This window comes from Saccharospirillum salsuginis (assembly GCF_014651855.1).
Classification (GTDB): Bacteria; Pseudomonadota; Gammaproteobacteria; order Pseudomonadales; family Natronospirillaceae; genus Saccharospirillum; species Saccharospirillum salsuginis.
Map to the genome: position 1 here is coordinate 408,642 of NZ_BMXR01000004.1, position 17,822 is coordinate 426,463.

General features: G+C 59.2%; 18 protein-coding genes. 11 read left to right on the forward strand and 7 right to left on the reverse strand.

Annotated features, from left to right (window positions below):
* Nucleotides 1–147: 147 nt before the first annotated feature.
* The 3 genes from aat to infA all read left to right on the forward strand — a co-directional run bounded on the left by aat (nucleotide 148) and on the right by infA (nucleotide 2,515).
* The gene (gene aat, locus IE111_RS10340) at nucleotides 148–894 is read left to right on the forward strand and encodes a leucyl/phenylalanyl-tRNA--protein transferase (RefSeq protein ID WP_189608471.1); all 747 of its coding nucleotides are present in this window, start codon (nucleotides 148–150) and stop codon (nucleotides 892–894) included.
* On the forward strand, nucleotides 884–1,636 hold the full coding sequence (locus IE111_RS10345) for an arginyltransferase (protein ID WP_189608472.1): 753 nt from the start codon (nucleotides 884–886) through the stop codon (nucleotides 1,634–1,636). Before aat ends, IE111_RS10345 begins: the two co-directional genes overlap by 11 nt.
* 660 nt (nucleotides 1,637–2,296) lie before the next feature.
* The gene (gene infA / locus IE111_RS10350; RefSeq protein WP_008043370.1) at nucleotides 2,297–2,515 is read left to right on the forward strand and encodes a translation initiation factor IF-1; all 219 of its coding nucleotides are present in this window, start codon (nucleotides 2,297–2,299) and stop codon (nucleotides 2,513–2,515) included.
* 155 nt (nucleotides 2,516–2,670) lie between these two features.
* Here the strand turns inward: infA and clpA are convergent, their stop codons facing one another.
* On the reverse strand, nucleotides 2,671–4,941 hold the full coding sequence (clpA, locus tag IE111_RS10355; RefSeq protein ID WP_189608473.1) for an ATP-dependent Clp protease ATP-binding subunit ClpA: 2,271 nt from the start codon (nucleotides 4,939–4,941) through the stop codon (nucleotides 2,671–2,673).
* Between the two features lie 21 nt (nucleotides 4,942–4,962).
* Nucleotides 4,963–5,313, reverse strand: coding sequence for an ATP-dependent Clp protease adapter ClpS (gene clpS / locus IE111_RS10360; protein ID WP_268245025.1), 351 nt, complete (start codon nucleotides 5,311–5,313; stop codon nucleotides 4,963–4,965).
* 515 nt (nucleotides 5,314–5,828) lie between these two features.
* Here clpS and IE111_RS24470 point away from each other — a divergent pair.
* The gene (locus IE111_RS24470) at nucleotides 5,829–6,119 is read left to right on the forward strand and encodes a cold shock domain-containing protein (RefSeq protein ID WP_189608474.1); all 291 of its coding nucleotides are present in this window, start codon (nucleotides 5,829–5,831) and stop codon (nucleotides 6,117–6,119) included.
* Nucleotides 6,120–6,240: 121 nt separating this feature from the next.
* Here the strand turns inward: IE111_RS24470 and icd are convergent, their stop codons facing one another.
* Complete coding sequence (gene icd, locus IE111_RS10370) at nucleotides 6,241–7,497, reverse strand: NADP-dependent isocitrate dehydrogenase (RefSeq protein ID WP_189608475.1); 1,257 nt, start codon at nucleotides 7,495–7,497, stop codon at nucleotides 6,241–6,243.
* A 134-nt stretch (nucleotides 7,498–7,631) separates the two neighbouring features.
* Between icd and IE111_RS10375 the strand changes: the two genes are divergently transcribed.
* Nucleotides 7,632–8,321: a pseudouridine synthase gene (locus IE111_RS10375; RefSeq protein ID WP_189608532.1), complete on the forward strand. Its 690-nt coding sequence runs from the start codon at nucleotides 7,632–7,634 to the stop codon at nucleotides 8,319–8,321.
* Here IE111_RS10375 and fabV read toward each other — a convergent pair.
* Nucleotides 8,257–9,438, reverse strand: coding sequence for an enoyl-ACP reductase FabV (fabV, locus tag IE111_RS10380; RefSeq protein ID WP_189608476.1), 1,182 nt, complete (start codon nucleotides 9,436–9,438; stop codon nucleotides 8,257–8,259). The two genes, IE111_RS10375 and fabV, sit on opposite strands and share 65 nt — an antisense overlap.
* Before the next feature lie 262 nt (nucleotides 9,439–9,700).
* Here fabV and IE111_RS10385 point away from each other — a divergent pair, with 262 nt between their 5' ends.
* From IE111_RS10385 to IE111_RS24625, 6 genes are all read left to right on the forward strand, one after another.
* Nucleotides 9,701–10,174, forward strand: a complete 474-nt coding sequence (locus IE111_RS10385; protein ID WP_189608477.1) for an NUDIX domain-containing protein — start codon at nucleotides 9,701–9,703, stop codon at nucleotides 10,172–10,174.
* A complete protein-coding gene (gene mnmA / locus IE111_RS10390; RefSeq protein ID WP_189608533.1) occupies nucleotides 10,171–11,265 on the forward strand; it encodes a tRNA 2-thiouridine(34) synthase MnmA in 1,095 nt (364 codons plus the stop codon). The genes IE111_RS10385 and mnmA overlap by 4 nt, the downstream gene beginning before the upstream one ends.
* A gap of 192 nt (nucleotides 11,266–11,457) precedes the next feature.
* The gene (gene hflD, locus IE111_RS10395; protein ID WP_189608478.1) at nucleotides 11,458–12,081 is read left to right on the forward strand and encodes a high frequency lysogenization protein HflD; all 624 of its coding nucleotides are present in this window, start codon (nucleotides 11,458–11,460) and stop codon (nucleotides 12,079–12,081) included.
* 362 nt (nucleotides 12,082–12,443) lie between these two features.
* Nucleotides 12,444–13,811: an adenylosuccinate lyase gene (gene purB, locus IE111_RS10400; protein ID WP_189608479.1), complete on the forward strand. Its 1,368-nt coding sequence runs from the start codon at nucleotides 12,444–12,446 to the stop codon at nucleotides 13,809–13,811.
* Nucleotides 13,812–14,419: 608 nt separating this feature from the next.
* The gene (locus IE111_RS10405) at nucleotides 14,420–15,541 is read left to right on the forward strand and encodes a cupin domain-containing protein (protein ID WP_189608480.1); all 1,122 of its coding nucleotides are present in this window, start codon (nucleotides 14,420–14,422) and stop codon (nucleotides 15,539–15,541) included.
* 112 nt (nucleotides 15,542–15,653) lie between these two features.
* Nucleotides 15,654–16,142, forward strand: coding sequence for a lytic transglycosylase domain-containing protein (locus IE111_RS24625; protein ID WP_308427532.1), 489 nt, complete (start codon nucleotides 15,654–15,656; stop codon nucleotides 16,140–16,142).
* 9 nt (nucleotides 16,143–16,151) lie between these two features.
* On the opposite strand, the gene IE111_RS10415 is transcribed toward IE111_RS24625, so the two are convergent.
* Genes IE111_RS10415 through IE111_RS10425 form a run of 3 tightly spaced genes read right to left on the reverse strand, consistent with a single transcriptional unit; the run spans nucleotide 16,152 to nucleotide 17,483 of the window.
* Nucleotides 16,152–16,391, reverse strand: coding sequence for a hypothetical protein (locus IE111_RS10415; RefSeq protein ID WP_189608482.1), 240 nt, complete (start codon nucleotides 16,389–16,391; stop codon nucleotides 16,152–16,154).
* Between the two features lie 30 nt (nucleotides 16,392–16,421).
* Nucleotides 16,422–16,901: a DUF6586 family protein gene (locus tag IE111_RS10420; RefSeq protein WP_189608483.1), complete on the reverse strand. Its 480-nt coding sequence runs from the start codon at nucleotides 16,899–16,901 to the stop codon at nucleotides 16,422–16,424.
* Nucleotides 16,902–16,931: 30 nt separating this feature from the next.
* Complete coding sequence (locus IE111_RS10425; protein WP_189608484.1) at nucleotides 16,932–17,483, reverse strand: YfaZ family outer membrane protein; 552 nt, start codon at nucleotides 17,481–17,483, stop codon at nucleotides 16,932–16,934.
* Nucleotides 17,484–17,822: the final 339 nt, after the last annotated feature.

Below are 17,822 nucleotides of genomic sequence, written 5' to 3' on the forward strand. Positions count from 1 at the left end.
TTGTAGGGTGGGCACGGCCCACCGGGAAACAGACAAAAAGGGCGGTGGGCCACCCCCACTCTGCCCGGTACCGACTGGCGATGTGCGCCGCCAATGCCTAAGATACCACAGACTGATGCCCAACTTATTGATACGGCAAGCATTTTTATGCCCCAATTGATCTGGCTGGAACCCGACCAGCCGCCCGAGTTTCCACCCACCTGGGCCGCCCTCGACCACCCCAATGGTCTGCTCGCCGCCGGCGGGGATCTGACCCCGCCCTGGCTGTTGCTGGCCTATCAACGCGGCATCTTTCCCTGGTTCAACGAAGGCGAACCGATTCTGTGGTGGTCGCCCTCGCCGCGCATGATACTCGAGCCCGGCGGCATGCATGTCTCCCGCAGCCTGAAAAAGACCTATCGCCGTCATCCGGTCACGGTTTCGCTGAACCGGGCGTTTTCCGATGTCATTCAAGCCTGCCAGGAACCGCGCGAAGGCCAACCGGGCACCTGGATCACCGAGGATATGCGCGACGCCTATGAACACCTGCATCAAACCGGCTGGGCGCATTCGGTGGAGGTCTGGAGCGGTGATGAACTGGTCGGCGGTCTTTACGGCATCGGCATCGATCGGGTGTTCTACGGGGAAAGCATGTTTTCGCGCCGGACCGGCGGCTCCAAGATCGCCCTGCTGGCGGTCAGCGAGTGGGCTCGCAACCGGGGCATGACGATGATCGATTGCCAAGTGTACAATGACCATCTCAGCAGCCTGGGCGCGCATGAGATCGACCGTCGGCGGTTCGAACAACGCCTGCCTCGGGAGACAGCGCCCATCCAGCCTCCGGATAGCCAGTTGCTGAATGAATGGGTACGACAGCGTCTGGATCCGCCGGTTGAGGGTCACCATGAAAAGTGAAACGGACAACCAGGAAGAAACGGTCAAGCTCTACCGGACGGGAGAGCATAACTGCAGCTACCTGAGCAACCAGCAGGCCAGAACCCTGTTCCTGGACCCGGAGCTGACGTTCAGCTTGGAGCTGTATGAACAGCTGACCCATATGGGCTTCCGTCGCAGCGGGCTGCACCTGTACCGGCCGGACTGCGAGCAATGCGGCGCCTGCCTGCCCTCCCGCGTCCGCATCAATGAATTCCACTGGAAGCGTCGCTTTCGCCGCATCCTGAAAAAGAACCGGGACATCCACATGCACCGCCGCCCGTGTCGCTTCGAGGCGGAGCATTATGCGCTGTACCACCATTACATCAGCGAACGGCACCGGGACGGCGACATGTACCCGCCGTCGGAAGAAAGCTACCGGGATTTCCTGGTCAGCCGCCCGGATCTGGGGTTTATCCTGGAGTTCCGTCAAGGCGAGGAACTGGTCGCGGTCGCCTTCACCGACCGCCTGAGCACAGGCCTGTCGGCCACCTACACATTCTTCGACCCCGACCAGGCGGAACGCAGCCTGGGTACCTTCGCCATCCTCTCCCAAATCGAGCTCTGCCAGACACTCGGCCTGCCCTACCTCTACCTCGGCTACTGGGTCCCCGGCTCCCCGCAGATGACCTACAAATCCGATTTTCGGCCGATGGACATCCTCGTCAACCGCCGCTGGCGGGCGCTTGAGGACCATATGATCGATCATCTTGCCATTGGTTAGGGTCGTGGCTCGCCAGGTAGAGTTGGTTGCCAGTGGAGTGGTTCGTGCCTCAGGTTGGCTTCAACTGGGCAGAATTGATTGCTAATGGTCCGTCCAAGGGTGCCGGGTGCCCCTCGGACTCTTTTCCAGTCACTTTTAAACCGATCCAACATTTCCATCATCGTACACGGACAGTTTTCATTCCTGATAGACATTCCAAATCCGTAGGGTGGGCACAGCCCACCAGGGAAGAAAACAATCCATCGGCTAGTGCCCTTTCCTCAAAAGAGTCAATGGCGCAATGCAGAGGATTCAAAAACTTTCTGGTGGGCGGTGCCCACCCTACATTGGTTGTTTGCCACGGTGAAAGCCCGGGGTGTCGGTGGTCCCGCTCGCGGACGTCGGCCCGCAGGGACGCGGGCCGTCGAGCTTACAGGGAAGTACTTGCAGCGGTCCGCAGGCGGGACCACCGGCACCCCGGGCGGACCACTGGCACAGACATAGGCCAGGAGAAAGACTGCCACAGGTGATGCCCCCCTAAATAACCTCCTGATTTGAGCCGAATTTTTGATGTTTGCCGGAAATTGAGGCAGAATGCCCGCCGGCTATTTTACTTACTTGGGGTTGACACTTGTTCCGCGCACCCCAGATTCTCGATTCCAGAGGCATTCAAAGGCACATATGGCAAAAGAAGACGTAATTGAAATGGAAGGGGAAATCCTCGACACCCTTCCCAACACCATGTTCCGGGTCAAGCTGGAAAACGGTCACGTCATTACAGCTCACATCTCCGGCAAGATGCGCAAGAACTACATCCGCATTCTGACCGGCGACAAAGTCAAGGTTGAGCTGACACCCTACGACCTGACCAAAGGTCGCATCGTGTACCGCGCCCGCTGATATCGCCTGCCCTGCCCTGACAGAAAGCCGACCGTCGACTTTCTGGGACGCATGCCGCCCATCCGCGGCAAGCACAGGTACTGGGTTCTAGTGTGACTCAATAAAAAAGCACCCCTTGAGGTGCTTTTTTAATGCGTATCGAAGACGGTCGGCTGTCAGGCCGGCTCGACCTCTTCCGCGACTTCGATCGACAGATCGTTGTCCCGGATCCGCAGATTGGCGGTGCCACCGCGCGACAGGGCGCCGAACAGGATCATGTCCGCCAAAGGACGCTTGACCTTGTCCTGGATCAGACGATTCATCGGGCGGGCGCCCATGCTCTCGTCGTAGCCTTTCTCCGCCAGCCATTCGCGAACATCCTCGTCCACTTCCAGCATGACCCGCTTGTCGTCCAACTGGGCCTGCAGCTCGGTGAGGAACTTGTCGACGATGTTGATGACGACTTCCATCGGCAACGCCCGGAACTGAACGATGCCGTCGAGGCGGTTGCGGAATTCCGGCGTGAAGGACTTGCGAATCACTTCCATACCATCCGTGCTGTGGTCCTGGGTTGTGAACCCGACGGACCGACGATTGCGCTCCTGGGCGCCGGCGTTACTGGTCATGATCACAATGACGTTGCGGAAATCCGCCTTGCGACCGTTGTTGTCGGTCAGGGTACCGTGGTCCATCACCTGCAACAGCAGGTTGAAGACATCCGGGTGCGCCTTTTCGATTTCATCCAGCAACAGCACACAGTGCGGATGCTTGGTCACACCGTCGGTCAGCAGGCCGCCCTGGTCGAACCCGACATACCCCGGGGGTGCGCCGATCAGACGGGAAGCGGTATGGCGCTCCATGTACTCGGACATGTCGAAACGCAGCAGCGGAATGCCGAGCGATTCGGCCAGTTGCTTCGAGACCTCTGTCTTACCGACACCGGTCGGCCCCGCAAACAGGAAAGAACCGATCGGCTTGTCGACCGGTTTCAAGCCGGCACGGGCCAGTTTGATGGCGGAAGACAGCTGCTCGATGGCCTGCTCCTGACCGAAAACGGTCATCTTCAGGTTGCGTTCGAGGTTTTCCAGCACTTCTTTGTCGTTGCGGCTGACGCTCTTCTCGGGAATGCGGGCGATCGAGGAGATCACCTTTTCCACGTCGGGCACACCGATGGATTTCTTGCGCTTGCTCACCGGCATTAACCGCTGCGCGGCGCCGGCTTCGTCGATCACATCGATCGCCTTGTCCGGCAGGTGGCGGTCGGTGATGTAGCGGGCCGACAATTCCGCGGCCGCTTTCAGCGCCTTGTCCGTGTACTTCAGGTGATGGTGTTCCTCGAAGCGGGATTTAAGCCCCTTGAGGATGCGATAGGTTTCATCCACCGTCGGTTCGTTGACGTCAATCTTTTGGAAGCGACGTGTCAGTGCGCTGTCCTTCTCGAAGATGCCACGGAATTCCTGGAAGGTGGTGGACCCCATGCAACGCAGCTCGCCGGAACTCAACATCGGCTTGAGCAGATTGGACGCATCCATGACGCCTCCGGAGGCGGCGCCGGCACCGATGATGGTGTGGATCTCATCGATGAACAGGATGGCCTTCTCTTTCTTCTTCAATTCAGCCAACAGGGCCTTGAGGCGTTTTTCAAAGTCGCCCCGGTATTTGGTACCGGCCAGCAAGGCACCCAGGTCGAGTGAAAAAACCACGGCGTTCTGAACGATTTCGGGCACATCGCCATCGACGATACGCTTGGCCAGACCTTCGGCGATGGCGGTTTTACCGACACCGGTCTCACCCACCAACAGCGGGTTGTTTTTGCGCCGGCGGGACAGCACCTGGATTACGCGCTCGACTTCATGCTCGCGGCCGACCAAGGGGTCGATCTGGCCCTTGCGCGCCTGCTCGTTCAGGTTGTAGGCAAAGCTGTCGAGGGCACTGCCCTGCACGCCTTCGCCCGCGCCTTCATCGTTCTGCTCGGCGTTGAAGTCCTCATGCGGCTGGGCGTTCTCGCTTTGCACCTTGGAGATGCCGTGGGCAATGAAGTTGACCACGTCGATGCGCGAGATGCTCTGCTGCTTCAAAAAGAACACAGCCTGGCTTTCCTGTTCGGAGAAGATGGCGACCAGCACGTTGGCACCGGTCACTTCCTTCTTGCCGGAAGACTGGACGTGGAATACAGCACGTTGCAGCACCCGCTGGAAACCCAGCGTGGGTTGGGTCTCACGGTCCTCATCGTGTTTGGGTATCAGCGGGGTCGTCGAGTCGATGAACTCGGTCAGGTCCCGCCTGAGTTGGGGAATGTCCGCAGCGCAGGCATTGAGGACCTCGGCCGCCGCATTGTTGTCCAGCAGGGCCAACAGCAGGTGCTCAACCGTCATGAACTCATGGCGTTTGGCCCGGGCTTCTTTAAACGCATTGTTGAGCGTGAGCTCAAGATCTTTACTTAACATGATAACAGGCCCTCTCGCTGATCACTCGTCGTCCACTTCTTCCACTTCACACACCAAGGGATGTTCGTTCTCCCTGGAGTACTCGTTCACCATAGCGGCCTTGGTTTCTGCAATATCCTTAGTATAGACGCCACACACGCCTTTGCCTTGTGTATGTACCGTCAACATGACCTGGGTGGCTTTTTCCCGGGACATATAAAAAAACTGTTCCAGGATGTGAACAACAAACTCCATGGGGGTGTAGTCGTCATTCAACAAGACGACCCGGTACAACGGTGGCTGTTTAACCTCCGGATCGCTGGTCTCGACGGCGACGCCATGATCCCCCTCCTGTCCCGGTTCGTCCGGTCCCAGTCGGGTTATACCATGCATGGCCCGGGCCAGAATCATTTGTACGTTACCCATGGTCTCAATGTAGCTGAAATTCATAACAGACTGTCGGTTCTCGTTGAATGCAATACGGTGATGATTTACGAACGGTTTTCGCACCGACCCGATTGGCCCGGATCTTGTCTTTTACGTCACAAAATGTAATCGGTACATGAATTTGGCCAACTGGTTCACCTTTTTACAGTGACACAGCGAGCATCCTGTCATAAGTGGACCCGATTGGGGTTGACTTCAACGATTCAACACTCAAACATAGATGTGTCGCTGGAATCGTCTACTTTGTAACCAGGCGAACCCCGTACGAAAACCAGTGTTCGGGCGTCTTGATATCAAGACAGCCTCGCTAAGGATAGCGGACGTCATGGAAGGCCTCGAAACTGGCCTTGTTCGTTCATAGGGTACCCTGTTTGAACTGAGACGTCAGCGGTTAGAGACGCCGGATCCAACCCGGATCCGACAAAAAGTCAATCTGTTAACGTGGTCGTAAGGAGTCCGTTATGCCAGTAGGGAAAGTGAAGTGGTTCAACAATGCCAAGGGATTCGGGTTTGTCATCTGCGACGAACATGAGGAAGATCTCTTCGCGCACTATTCCTCCATTCAGATGGAAGGGTACAAGACGCTCAAGGCCGGTCAGGCCGTGGAATTCGACACGGTGAAAGCCGAGCGAGGCATCCATGCCGTCAATATTCGGGTACTGCCCGAAACGGTCGGAGCCGGGCGACGCAGTGAAACAAACGCAAGTAATGAGGCCGAACAACGACAGAAGGTAACCAGCGACAAAGAATAAAGTCGGGCGGCGACCTCCACTGAGGTTTCCGCCCTGTTCAAAAGACACATCCACGCAACAAAAAAAGCCTGGCGGTTGCCAGGCTTTTTTAGTTAGGGCTCGAGCCCTGGAATCATGGGCTTCAGCCCATGTTCTTGATGATTTCCTGACCGAATTCGGACGCCTTGACCAGGGTAGCGCCTTCCATCAGACGTTCGAAATCGTAGGTGACGCGCTTGGAAGAGATCGCACCGGCCATACCGTTCAATACCAGATCGGCCGCTTCGATCCAGCCCAGGTGGCGCAGCATCATCTCGCCGGAGAGGATCAGTGAACCGGGGTTCACCTTGTCCTGGCCGGCGTATTTCGGTGCGGTACCGTGGGTGGCTTCGAATACACCGACGTCGTCGGACATGTTGGCACCCGGCGCGATGCCGATGCCGCCAACTTCGGCCGCCAGGGCGTCGGACAGGTAGTCGCCGTTCAGGTTCAGGGTCGCGATGACATCGTAGTCGGCCGGGCGCAGCAGGATCTGCTGCAGCATGGCGTCGGCGATGACGTCCTTGACGATGATCTGCTTGCCGGTTTTCGGGTTCTTGAAGTGCATCCAGGGGCCGCCATCCAGCAGCTCGGCACCGAATTCCTCTTTGGCCAGCTCGTAACCCCAGTCTTTGAAGGCACCTTCGGTGAACTTCATGATGTTGCCCTTGTGCACCAGGGTCAGGCTTTCACGATCGTTGTCGACCGTGTACTGCAGCGCCTTGCGAACCAGACGCTTGGTGCCCTCTTCGGATACCGGCTTGACACCAATGCCGCAGTTTTCCGGGAAACGGATCTTGTTGACGCCCATTTCCTCACGCAGGAACTTGATGACCTTGTCCGCTTCGGGAGTACCGGCTTTCCACTCGACACCGGCGTAGATGTCTTCGGAGTTCTCGCGGAAGATGACCATGTCAACATCGCCCGGGTGCTTGATCGGGCTGGGAACGCCTTCGAACCACAGAACCGGGCGCTGGCATACGAACAGGTCCAGTTCCTGGCGGATAGCGACGTTCAAAGAGCGAATGCCGCCACCGACCGGGGTGGTCAGCGGGCCTTTGATGCCGACCTTGAAGTCCTTAAACGCTTCCAGGGTTTCTTCCGGCAGCCAGGTATCGGCGTCGTATACAGTGGTGGCTTTCTCACCGGCGTATACTTCCATCCAGCTGATCTTGCGCTCGCCGCCGTAAGCCTTGTCGACAGCGGCGTCGATAACCGCTTTCATGGGAGGGGTGACGTCAACACCAATGCCGTCGCCCTCGATAAAGGGGATAATAGGGTTGTTGGGCACATTCAAAGCGCCGTTCGCGCCGACGGTGATCTTCTCGCCGGCGGGCACTTCAATTTTCTGGTATCCCATGATTCACTCCATCTCTAGTGTTATGGTTCGTGCGGCGGCGGAGTATACCGGAATCCACCCGGTTCTTATAGAGACTCGTCATGGGACTTTGGTCCCGTATCCAGAGCCGATGCATGCACCAAAACAAGGCCCTCATGACCACCCTGATATTGCTGAACAAACCGTTCCGTGTGCTGACCCAATTCACCGACGACCAGGGTCGCCCCACCCTCGCGGACTGCGTCGACATTCCCGGTGTCTATTCAGCCGGCCGGCTGGACTACGATTCGGAGGGGCTGCTGTTGCTCACCGACGACGGCGCCGTCATTCACGGGCTGGCACACCCCAGCCAGAAGGTGGCGAAAACCTATTACGCCCAGGTGGAAGGAGCCCCCACGGACGATGACCTGGAGCCCCTGCGCCGGGGCGTTACGCTAAAGGACGGCCCGACCCGACCGGCCGATGTCGACCGTGTGGCCGAACCCGACTGGCTCTGGGAACGCAACCCGCCCATTCGGGAACGTAAGCAGATTCCGACAACCTGGTTGAGGATCCGCATCACCGAGGGTCGTAATCGCCAGGTTCGGCGGATGACGGCGCACATCGGTTTCCCCACCTTGAGATTGATTCGCTGGGGACTGGGAGAATTGTCTCTAGGGGATTTGCAACCGGGCCAGTACCGGCAGCTGGGTATTGGAGACCTGAAAGATAACGGTATAAATCTGGAGAAAAAGAAAAGGCGGCGCCCTTCCGGGCCCGCCCGCGGGAATGCCAAACCCGTTAAACGATCGGGTCCACATCCTTCTCGTAATCGACCTCGTCGAACCCGAAACCGAAAAGCTTGAAGAACTCTTTCTGGTACTCCGCGAAATCGGTCAGCTCGTCCACGTTGTCCGAGTTCACCTGATTCCAGATGGCTTCGACTTCGGCTTGAACGTCGGAATCCAGCTCGTTCAGGTCCATGCGAATACGGCCCTGATCATCCAGCGTTCGGTCGCCGGAGCCGTACAGCTGATCGGTCAGCAGGCCGTGAACCTGTTCGATGCAACCTTCGTTGGTGCCGCGCTCTTTCATCACACGAATCAGGATCGACAGGTACAGCGGCATCACCGGGATCGCGGAGCTGCTCTGGGTGACGACGGCTTTAAGCACCGAGACATTGGCTTCACCGTTCAGCTCTTTCTTCAGTTTTTCGTTGATGGCGACACTGGCGCGATCGACATCCTGCTTGGCCCGACCGATGGTGGCACCGCCGTAGATCGGCCAGGTCAGATCCTTACCGATGTAGCTGTACGCGGTGGATTTAACGCCTTCGGCCAGAACACCGGCTTCGGAAAGCTGGTCGATCCAGCGTTCCCAGTCTTCCCCGCCCATCACCTTGATGGTGTTGTGGATTTCCTCGTCGGTGGCCGGGTCCAGGGTGAATTCGCCGACCTGTTTGGTATCGGTATTCAGGCTCTTGCGCGTGACCGGCTCGCCAATGGCCTTGAGCGAGGATGCGTAGGTTTGCCCGGTCTCCGGGTCGGTCCGGCGCGGTGCGCCCAGGCTGTAAACCACCAGATCGACCTGTCCGCCCATCTCGTTTTTGATCACGTCGATGACCTGGGCCTTGGCGTCGTCCGAAAAGGCGTCGGCATTCAACGACTTGGCATAGAGCCCTTCCTTCTCCGCCTCGGCTTCGAACGCCTTGGTGTTGTACCAGCCGGCCGAGGCAGGACGCCGTTCAGTGGGTTCTTTCTCGAACATCACCCCAAGGGTTTTCGCACCATGACCGAACGCCGCGGAAATCCGCGAAGCCAGGCCGTAACCGTTCGAACACCCAATGATCAAAACGTTCTTGGGGCCGGTAGCGGCCGGCTTGTGCGCTTTGACGTAGTCGATTTGCTCCTGAACATGCACCTTGCACCCTTCGGGGTGGGCTGTTGTACAGATGAAACCACGCACTTTGGGTTTGATAATCATGCCTTTATCCTTGAATCGGGTTCGTTGTTCGTATGACGCGCCGCGTCGTAATCGTTTCTATTCTACTGTGACTGGTCCGGGCCAGAGAGGCCTCGCACGCAAAAGACTTGTGACGGTGACGAAAAGTTGACCTCGAGGAATCGATGGGTACCCTCACCGTCCCTATAATGACAGGAGTTCGGTCGGCCGGGAGGCGGTGGTCCGCGACGAACTCCGAAACTTCAGCAGTAAGATCCAGGGCTCGCCGCAAGAGGAAGCAACCATGAGCACAGCCTACCCGCATCTGACCGCCGCTGTCATTGTCACCGAAGCAGACCGGATACTGATGGTCCACGAAAAAGATAACGGTATAAAGGTCTGGAACCAACCGGCCGGCCACATCGAGGTCGGCGAAAGCCTGACCGACGGCGCACTCCGGGAGACCTTGGAAGAGACCCGCTACGAAGTCGCATTGACCCACCTGGTCGGCATCTACCAGACCAAGAGCCCGATCAGCGGTTTACACTACGTGCGCCTCTGTTTCGCCGCCCGTCCGGTGCGCCTGGTTGAAAACGCACCGCTCGATGCCGATATAGAGGAAGTGCGCTGGTTGCCGATCGATGAGGTATTGGCCGGCGACTACCCATTGCGCCACCCATCGGTACATCAGTGCCTGGCCGACCACCAGGCCGGTCAACGATTCCCGCTGGAATGCATCAAACCCTTTACCGCCTCGATGGAGACTTCAACACGATGAGCACGCCCGCTTCAACCAAGGTCATCGTCGGCATGTCCGGCGGTGTCGATTCCTCCGTGACCGCCGCCCTGCTGCTTGAGGCCGGTTATCAGGTTGAAGGCCTGTTCATGAAGAACTGGGACGAAGACGACGGCACCGAATACTGCACGGCCAAGGAAGACCTGGCCGACGCCCAGGCGGTCTCGGACCGGCTCGGCATCCACCTGCACAAAGCGAACTTCGCCGCCGAATACTGGGACAATGTCTTCGAGCACTTTCTGGAAGAGTACAAAGCCGGTCGCACACCGAACCCCGACATCCTCTGCAACCGCGAGATCAAGTTCAAAGCGTTCCTTGAATACGCCCTGATGCTCGGCGCCGACAAGATCGCCACCGGCCACTACGCCCGCACCCGCATGGGCGATCACGGCGCCGAACTGCTGCGCGGACTGGACAACAACAAGGACCAGTCCTACTTCCTGCACGCCGTCGGTCACGAACAATTCGAGAAGACCCTCTTCCCCGTGGGCGAGCTGGAGAAACCCGAAGTACGCCGCATCGCCGAGAAATACGACTTCGTCACCGCGCGCAAGAAAGACAGCACCGGCATCTGCTTCATCGGCGAACGCCGCTTCAGCGACTTCCTCAAACAGTACCTCCCGGCGCAGCCCGGCACCATCGAAACACTGGACGGCGAAGTGATCGGCGAACATCAGGGCCTGATGTACTACACCATCGGCCAGCGCCAGGGTCTGGGCATCGGTGGCACCCGCAACCACAGCGAAGCCCCCTGGTTCGTCGCCGGCAAAGACCTGGACCGAAACGTCCTGACCGTGGTCCAGGGTACCGACCATCCGGCCCTGTTCACCCTCGCGATGTCCCTGAGCGACATTCACTGGGTCGCCGGCGAACCGCCGGCCCTGCCCGCCCGTCTGGTCTGCAAACACCGCTACCGCCAGCCGGACCAGGCCTGTACCCTGATCAAGACCGACACCGGCTTCGAGGTGCGTTTCGAAGACCCGCAAAGAGCCATCACACCCGGTCAGTCAGCCGTGTTTTACGATGGCGAGGTGTGCCTGGGTGGCGGGGTTATCGAACGGACCTGGAAATGAATGCAAGAAAGCCCGGTGGGGCATTGTCGTGCAGGTCGGATCAGGGCGGCAGCCCGTAATCCGACTCAGGCGGCGCCCATGGGTTCCGGTTGTTGGATTACGGGCTGACGCCCTAATCCAACCTACGAGTTATAAACAACCTCAAAAACTCAATGTAACCAATTGTTTTTATTGGCTTTTTAAGGATTCTTAATGAATCACTTCAACAATCAGGTCATGGCCCTGGCCGGCGTTTTCCAGGCCGCCGTCCTGGTCGAGCAACTGGCCCGCCATGGCAGTATCGACAACGACGAAATGGCCCGATGCATCCGCAGTGTCCTCAACCTCAACCCCGGATCCGTTGAAGACGTCTACGAAGGCAAGGCCGGCTTGCGTACCGGGCTCAAAGGGCTCAAAGACGTCCTCTCCAAACGCGGCCAGGGCGTCTCCCCCGAAGTACTGCGCTACGCCATGGGCATCCTCCACGCCCAGCGCAAGCTGTACGCCCGGGACGACCTGATGGACACCCTGACCCAGCTTCTCAATCGTGCCGTAAACCAATACGGCTACTTCGACGACCCGCTGCACGAATCAGTCGTCGGAGCCGTAGCCAATTGCTACCAGGAAAGCGTCAGCCGACTCAATTTCAGGATTCGCGTCGTCGGCAACCCGACCTATTTGCAGAATTCGCGCGTCGCCGACCAGGTGCGGGCGTTGCTCCTGTTCGGGGTACGCAGTGCGCATTTGTGGCAGCAGCAAGGGGGTCGTCGCTGGCAGATTTTGTTTCGACGCAATCGGATCCATAACACCGTTCAGGAGATGTTGGGGGCTATTTAGGCACCGGGTGGTAGGGCAGAAGAGCCCGAAGGGCGTTATCTGCCATTTAATAAGTGCCACTTGATCAGACAATGGCTCAGTGTGCTCCCAACGGCAGATAACGCTGTCGCTCTTCTGCCCTACAGTACGGTGCCTAGGCAGGTTGAATTGGCTAGCACCGGGTGGCGGGGGCTGGTATTCGGGGATGTGCGAGTCATGGATGCCGAGGTCAAGCCCCCATGGACGGGTTTACGGCGACCCCGAATACCAGCCCCCGCCAGCCGGTGCGGGTTCGACCACCCAACCCAACCCGGATTGGCCTGACACCGCCGAGCCCGGTATAATCGCGGCCCTTCTGAATGCACTGACCGGAACCCGCTCCTATGGAACTCAACGCGCTGACCGCGATCTCCCCCATCGATGGCCGCTACGGCAGCAAAACCGAACCCCTGCGATCCATTTTCAGCGAATACGGCCTGATCAAGGCCCGTGTCACCGTCGAAGTCCGCTGGCTGCAACAACTGGCCGGTCACCCCGGCATCACCGAACTGCCCGCCTTCAGCGACCCGGCCAACGCCTTTCTGGACCGCATTCTGTCCGAATTCTCGCTGGCCGACGCCGAAGCCATCAAAGCGATCGAGCGCACCACCAACCACGACGTCAAAGCCGTTGAGTATTTCCTCAAGCAAAAACTGGCCGAGCTCGACGAACTGAAAGCCGTCACCGAATTCGTGCATTTCGCCTGCACCTCCGAGGACATCAACAACCTGTCCCACGCCCTGATGCTGAAAACCGGCATGACCGAGGTGCTGCTGCCGGAAATGCAGGCGGTGCAACAGGACATCGCCCGTCTGGCCCGCGAACACGCCGACCGGCCGATGCTCAGCCGCACCCATGGGCAGACCGCCTCCCCGACCACGCTCGGCAAGGAAATGGCCAACGTCGCCTACCGCCTGCAACGCCAGTTGAAGGCGCTCGAATCCATCGAGTACCTGGGCAAAATCAACGGCGCCGTCGGCAACTACAACGCCCACCTGGCGACCTATCCGGACATCGACTGGGAAGCCAACGCCCAGAGCTTCATCGAAAGCCTGGGGCTGGACTTCAACCCCTACACCACCCAGATCGAACCGCACGACTACATCGCCGAACTGTTCGACGCCGCCGCCCGCTTCAACACCATCCTGATCGACTTCGACCGGGACATCTGGAGCTATATTTCGCTCGGTTACTTCAAGCAGAAGACCATCGCCGGCGAAGTCGGCAGCTCGACCATGCCGCACAAGGTCAACCCGATCGATTTCGAGAACTCCGAAGGCAACCTCGGCATCGCCAACGCCGTGCTCGGCCATCTCGGTGCCAAACTGCCGATCTCCCGCTGGCAGCGCGACCTGACCGATTCCACCGTGTTGCGTTCCATGGGCGTCGGCCTGGCGCACAGCCTGATCGCCTACCAGGCCAGCCGCAAAGGCATCAGCAAACTCGAAGCCAACCCCGCCCGCATCAGCCAGGACCTGGACCAGGCCTGGGAAGTCATGGCCGAGGCGGTACAAACCGTGATGCGCCGCTACGGCATCGACGAGCCGTATGAAAAACTGAAAGCCTTCACCCGGGGCAAGGCCATCACCGAGCCGATGATGCGCGAATTCGTCGATCAACTGGACCTGCCGGAATCCGCCAAGGAGGCACTGCTGGCGCAGACACCATCGACCTACGTGGGCAATGCCGCCGAACAGGCCAAACGCATCTAATCCCGGGATTGCCCCAGTGCCTGGGCGGCCTGTTGCATCTACTAGATTCTACAGCGTCTCGGCCTTGGTGCCTGGGTCTACTCTGTTGCCATTGGCCCGTGCCAGATGCCTGGGGTAGCCCCCTCGGGGCCGCTGTGAATACATCCATGTAAGCTTGACGGCAGCATCCATGCTGCCCACATCCCCGATGGGGCCACCCCAGGCACCCGCCACTCGGATTGGTACCGCTAATCCCCAAGAACAAATCGATCATGCACTGGAACGCCAAACTCCCACTGGCTTACTATGAAACCACCACAGGCCAGCACCGGGAGACGGGGTATGCTCTGGAGGGGACATCTGAGGCATGGATGCCGAAGCTAAGCGCCCATGGATGGGTTCACAGCGGTCCCCGGAAGAGCATACCCCGCCTCCCGGTGCGAGTTATTGGCACAATAGACAGCCCAGGCACTAAGGCAGTGGCACGACACCATCTCGATGGCTCTCAACAAAGACGGCAGCGCCCTCTGGATATCGTGGGCATTCGACCGTCATTTGAACTATGCTGTAGCCCATATTCGGTGACCGCCGAATTCCTTCACCGGCCTTTTTGATTACGGGGATGCATTATGAAACTGCTGGGCGGACTGTCGGCTCAAGCGTTCCTCTCCCGGTATTGGCAGAAGACACCGCTACTGGTGCGCCAAGCCTTCCCGAACCTGGAATCCCTGGTCAGCGGCGACGAGCTCGCCGGCCTGGCCACCGAATCCGAAGTGGAATCCCGTCTCGTCACCGCCGGTGACTGGCGGCTTCGTCACGGCCCCTTCTACGACGAGGATTTCACCGCCCTACCGGAAAAAGACTGGACCCTGCTGGTCCAGGCCGTCGATCACTGGGTGCCCGAAGTGGCCGCCCTGTTCGACCACTTTCACTTCCTGCCGGCCTGGCGGCTGGATGACATCATGATCTCCTATGCCACACCGGGCGGGGGCGTCGGACCGCATTTCGACCAGTACGACGTCTTCCTGATACAGGTGGAAGGCCGGCGCGAGTGGCGCATCGGCCAGAGCTGCACCGAAGCGGACGACTGTCGCGACGATACCGAATTGCAGATCCTGGTCGACTTCGACGAGCAGGAGCGCTGGGTGCTTGAGCCCGGCGACATGCTGTACGTACCACCCGGCATCGCTCACTGGGGCACGGCCCTGGACAACGGCATCACCTACTCGGTGGGGTTTCGCGCGCCCAGTCTGGCCGAGACCCTGGTCGATTTCAGTCAGTTCGTCGCCGAACGCAGCAGCGAGTTCGATCGCTATGCGGATCCGGACCTCTCGGCTCGCGAGGATGCGTTCCGGATCATCGATGAAGACATCGATCGGGTCCAGTCACTGCTGCAACAGCTGACGAGCGACCGTGCCGCCCTGCTTGAGTGGTTCGGCCGATACATGACCGAACCCAAGTACGCCGAGGCGCCCAACGACGAAGCCCCGCTGTCGCCCCGGGAAATCGCCCGCAAACTGGATCACGCCCCGTTGATGCGCAACCAGTCGGCCCGCCTGGCCTATGTCCGCGGTTGTCTTTTTGTGGAAGGCGAAGCCCTGCCCACAACCTTGCCGATGGAAGGGTTGAAGTGGCTGTGCGAGCAAAAAACCATTCAACCGGGCGATCTGGGTGGCAGCGCCGAGGTCGGTCGTCTAACGTTGTTGGCAGAGCTGGTTAACCGGGACGTATTTTATTTCGATGAAGAGTAAGGGTGTCGGATCCAGGGCACACCCCTGGGTCTGGTTGGTATTACTGCTGGTATCGGTCCCGCGTTGCTGGGCTGAACTTTATATCTACCGGGCCCCCAACGGAGAACGGGTGGTGACCGATCGCCCGATCCAGCTCGACGGCTATGAGCTGGAACACAGTCGGCTGAACGCCACTGGGGCCGGTCGAGCCCTGCGCTACCAGGATTCCCCCGCCAATCGCCAGCGAATTGAACAGCACATACGAACCGCCGCCGATCTCTACCAGCTCGAAGAAGCCCTGATTCGGGCTGTGATCCGTCAGGAATCCAACTTCCGGTTGAACGCGGTCTCCAGCAAGGGAGCTCAGGGGTTGATGCAGTTGATGCCCGGCACGGCGCGGATGTATCGGGTGTCCGATCCGTTCGATGCCCGACAGAATATCCACGCCGGCACCCGGCATCTGAGGTATCTGTTGCAGCGGTACCGGAATGATCTGGATCTGGCGCTCGCGGCTTACAACGCCGGGGAAACGGCCGTGGCACGCTATCGGGGAATACCGCCCTACCCGGAAACCCAGGCGTATGTGCAGGCGGTCAAGGAGTGGTACCGGGAGTACCGGTGACTCCCGGGATCAGTGGATCGTGGACTCGGATGCTTCCATTTCCAGCTCTTCATCTTCTTCCATGTTTTCGATATCGGTCGCGACCTGTACACCGGCGCTGATCATGGCGCGAGCGACATCGACGGTCTGATCCTGCAACCGGTCTTTGGCTTCATCCGAAAACTTGATGGTCAGTAACGGTTCGTCATCGGAATCCGCCTTGCGCAGCGCGATTTCACCGTTCGCCAATTCAATGATTTCCCAGTACATAACACCCTGCTTCGTTGTGGTGACGGCTTGTCAGCTGTAGTCACTCAATGAGCGGACTTCGTCCACCCATTGTTGCAGTTCGGCCAGCCACCTACGGTAATAATTTGTATGATCTTCGTTATCGTCCGCGACCGAAGCGATCAGGCTGCCGTCGGAGGGCTTTGCGGTCCGAGCGCCGGGATCGAACGCCCAGTGCTCGGCTTCCCGCTTCAGCTCGGCCATCCAGTGACCCGGCTCGTTCAGTGCCTCGCGGACCGTGCGGTATTCCCAGGCGTCCGGCCGTTGCTCGCCCAACCGATCGAGCAACAACTTGACCGGTTCGTCGGCCTGTAACGTCAGCCCATAGACCTCTCCAACCTCGGCCAGGGCCGCGCACCAGGCGCGATACAGAAAGACGACGCTGGCATCCAGCGCCGCCTGCTCCCGAGCCTCGGGACCGGTGCCGTCGACCAGGTCGAGCATCAGCCGAGCCTGGTACAGCTGGTGGTTGGTTTGCGCGCGACGGTTCATGATGCGGGTGCTCCGGCCGGTTTCAACCGGTCAATAGCTGATGCGAAAGCCAATGTGGAAGGTTTCGTCCACGGTGGCCTGGGTACCGGTGTAGTAACCGGAGACGTCGTGCCAACCGACGAACACACGCCCCTGGGGCAGGACCTTGTAGGTCACCCGGGCGATGATTTCGTGGAAGGCGGTGACGTCTTTGAAGCTGAGGATGTCCGGCGCGTAGTAGAGATTGGCTTCGGTACCGAGGCCGTTCATGAAATCCGGCTGCCAACGCAGAAAACCACCGACGCCGATGGCGAAACCCGGTTCCTGAGCATCGAACAAGAAGCCTTTGAAGCCAAGGCCGCCGATAAGGTCGTTGTTGGAGAGGGTCGCGTCGACGGCGTTGAAACCGGCGCTGAAGGCGTAGGACTGACGTTCTTCGCTGTACAGCAGGCCGGTGGTGATGTGTGCGCCGGAACCAACACGTACGGCTTCGTGTTCGAGACGCACGGAGGTGTCGGACAGGGAAAGGTCGAGGGATCCACCCGCGAGGGCGGTCATCGGCAGTGTCGCGCAGACGGCGAGCAACCCATGTTTAAAACGCATGCCATTACTCCAAAAACGGTGTAGCCGCGCATTGTACTGGATTCCGCGCAGGCGGGCATCCCGTGGTATGCCCGTAAATGAGCGGTGTTCCAGGATTGTTGGTCAATATGAGGAAAAGGTGAGTTTAACGTATAGCCAGGGGTCCGCCCCGGTGGGGAGGGCATTCCATTCAGGGTCGCTGTGAACCCTTCCATGGGCGCTTGACCTCGGCATCCTGCCTCGGACATCCCTGAATGGAATGCCCTCCCCACCGGGGCTCGGGTCTGTGGCTACTCAATTCCACTCAGGCTCGTAGGTCGGATTAGCCGCGAAGCGGCGAAATCCGACAACAAACCGCCT

What these genes read in the sequence shown, in the direction of transcription:
- IE111_RS10405 (WP_189608480.1), top strand. Translation starts at nt 14,420, where the DNA reads ATGAAACTGCTGGGCGGACTGTCGGCTCAAGCGTTCCTCTCCCGGTAT.
- clpS (WP_268245025.1), bottom strand. Translation starts at nt 5,313, where the DNA reads ATGCATGGTATAACCCGACTGGGACCGGACGAACCGGGACAGGAGGGG.
- IE111_RS10415 (WP_189608482.1), bottom strand. Translation starts at nt 16,391, where the DNA reads ATGTACTGGGAAATCATTGAATTGGCGAACGGTGAAATCGCGCTGCGC.
- IE111_RS10385 (WP_189608477.1), top strand. Translation starts at nt 9,701, where the DNA reads ATGAGCACAGCCTACCCGCATCTGACCGCCGCTGTCATTGTCACCGAA.
- IE111_RS10345 (WP_189608472.1), top strand. Translation starts at nt 884, where the DNA reads ATGAAAAGTGAAACGGACAACCAGGAAGAAACGGTCAAGCTCTACCGG.
- clpA (WP_189608473.1), bottom strand. Translation starts at nt 4,941, where the DNA reads ATGTTAAGTAAAGATCTTGAGCTCACGCTCAACAATGCGTTTAAAGAA.
- IE111_RS10425 (WP_189608484.1), bottom strand. Translation starts at nt 17,483, where the DNA reads ATGCGTTTTAAACATGGGTTGCTCGCCGTCTGCGCGACACTGCCGATG.
- mnmA (WP_189608533.1), top strand. Translation starts at nt 10,171, where the DNA reads ATGAGCACGCCCGCTTCAACCAAGGTCATCGTCGGCATGTCCGGCGGT.
- purB (WP_189608479.1), top strand. Translation starts at nt 12,444, where the DNA reads ATGGAACTCAACGCGCTGACCGCGATCTCCCCCATCGATGGCCGCTAC.
- icd (WP_189608475.1), bottom strand. Translation starts at nt 7,497, where the DNA reads ATGGGATACCAGAAAATTGAAGTGCCCGCCGGCGAGAAGATCACCGTC.
- fabV (WP_189608476.1), bottom strand. Translation starts at nt 9,438, where the DNA reads ATGATTATCAAACCCAAAGTGCGTGGTTTCATCTGTACAACAGCCCAC.
- aat (WP_189608471.1), top strand. Translation starts at nt 148, where the DNA reads ATGCCCCAATTGATCTGGCTGGAACCCGACCAGCCGCCCGAGTTTCCA.
- infA (WP_008043370.1), top strand. Translation starts at nt 2,297, where the DNA reads ATGGCAAAAGAAGACGTAATTGAAATGGAAGGGGAAATCCTCGACACC.
- IE111_RS10375 (WP_189608532.1), top strand. Translation starts at nt 7,632, where the DNA reads ATGACCACCCTGATATTGCTGAACAAACCGTTCCGTGTGCTGACCCAA.
- IE111_RS24470 (WP_189608474.1), top strand. Translation starts at nt 5,829, where the DNA reads ATGCCAGTAGGGAAAGTGAAGTGGTTCAACAATGCCAAGGGATTCGGG.
- IE111_RS10420 (WP_189608483.1), bottom strand. Translation starts at nt 16,901, where the DNA reads ATGAACCGTCGCGCGCAAACCAACCACCAGCTGTACCAGGCTCGGCTG.
- hflD (WP_189608478.1), top strand. Translation starts at nt 11,458, where the DNA reads ATGAATCACTTCAACAATCAGGTCATGGCCCTGGCCGGCGTTTTCCAG.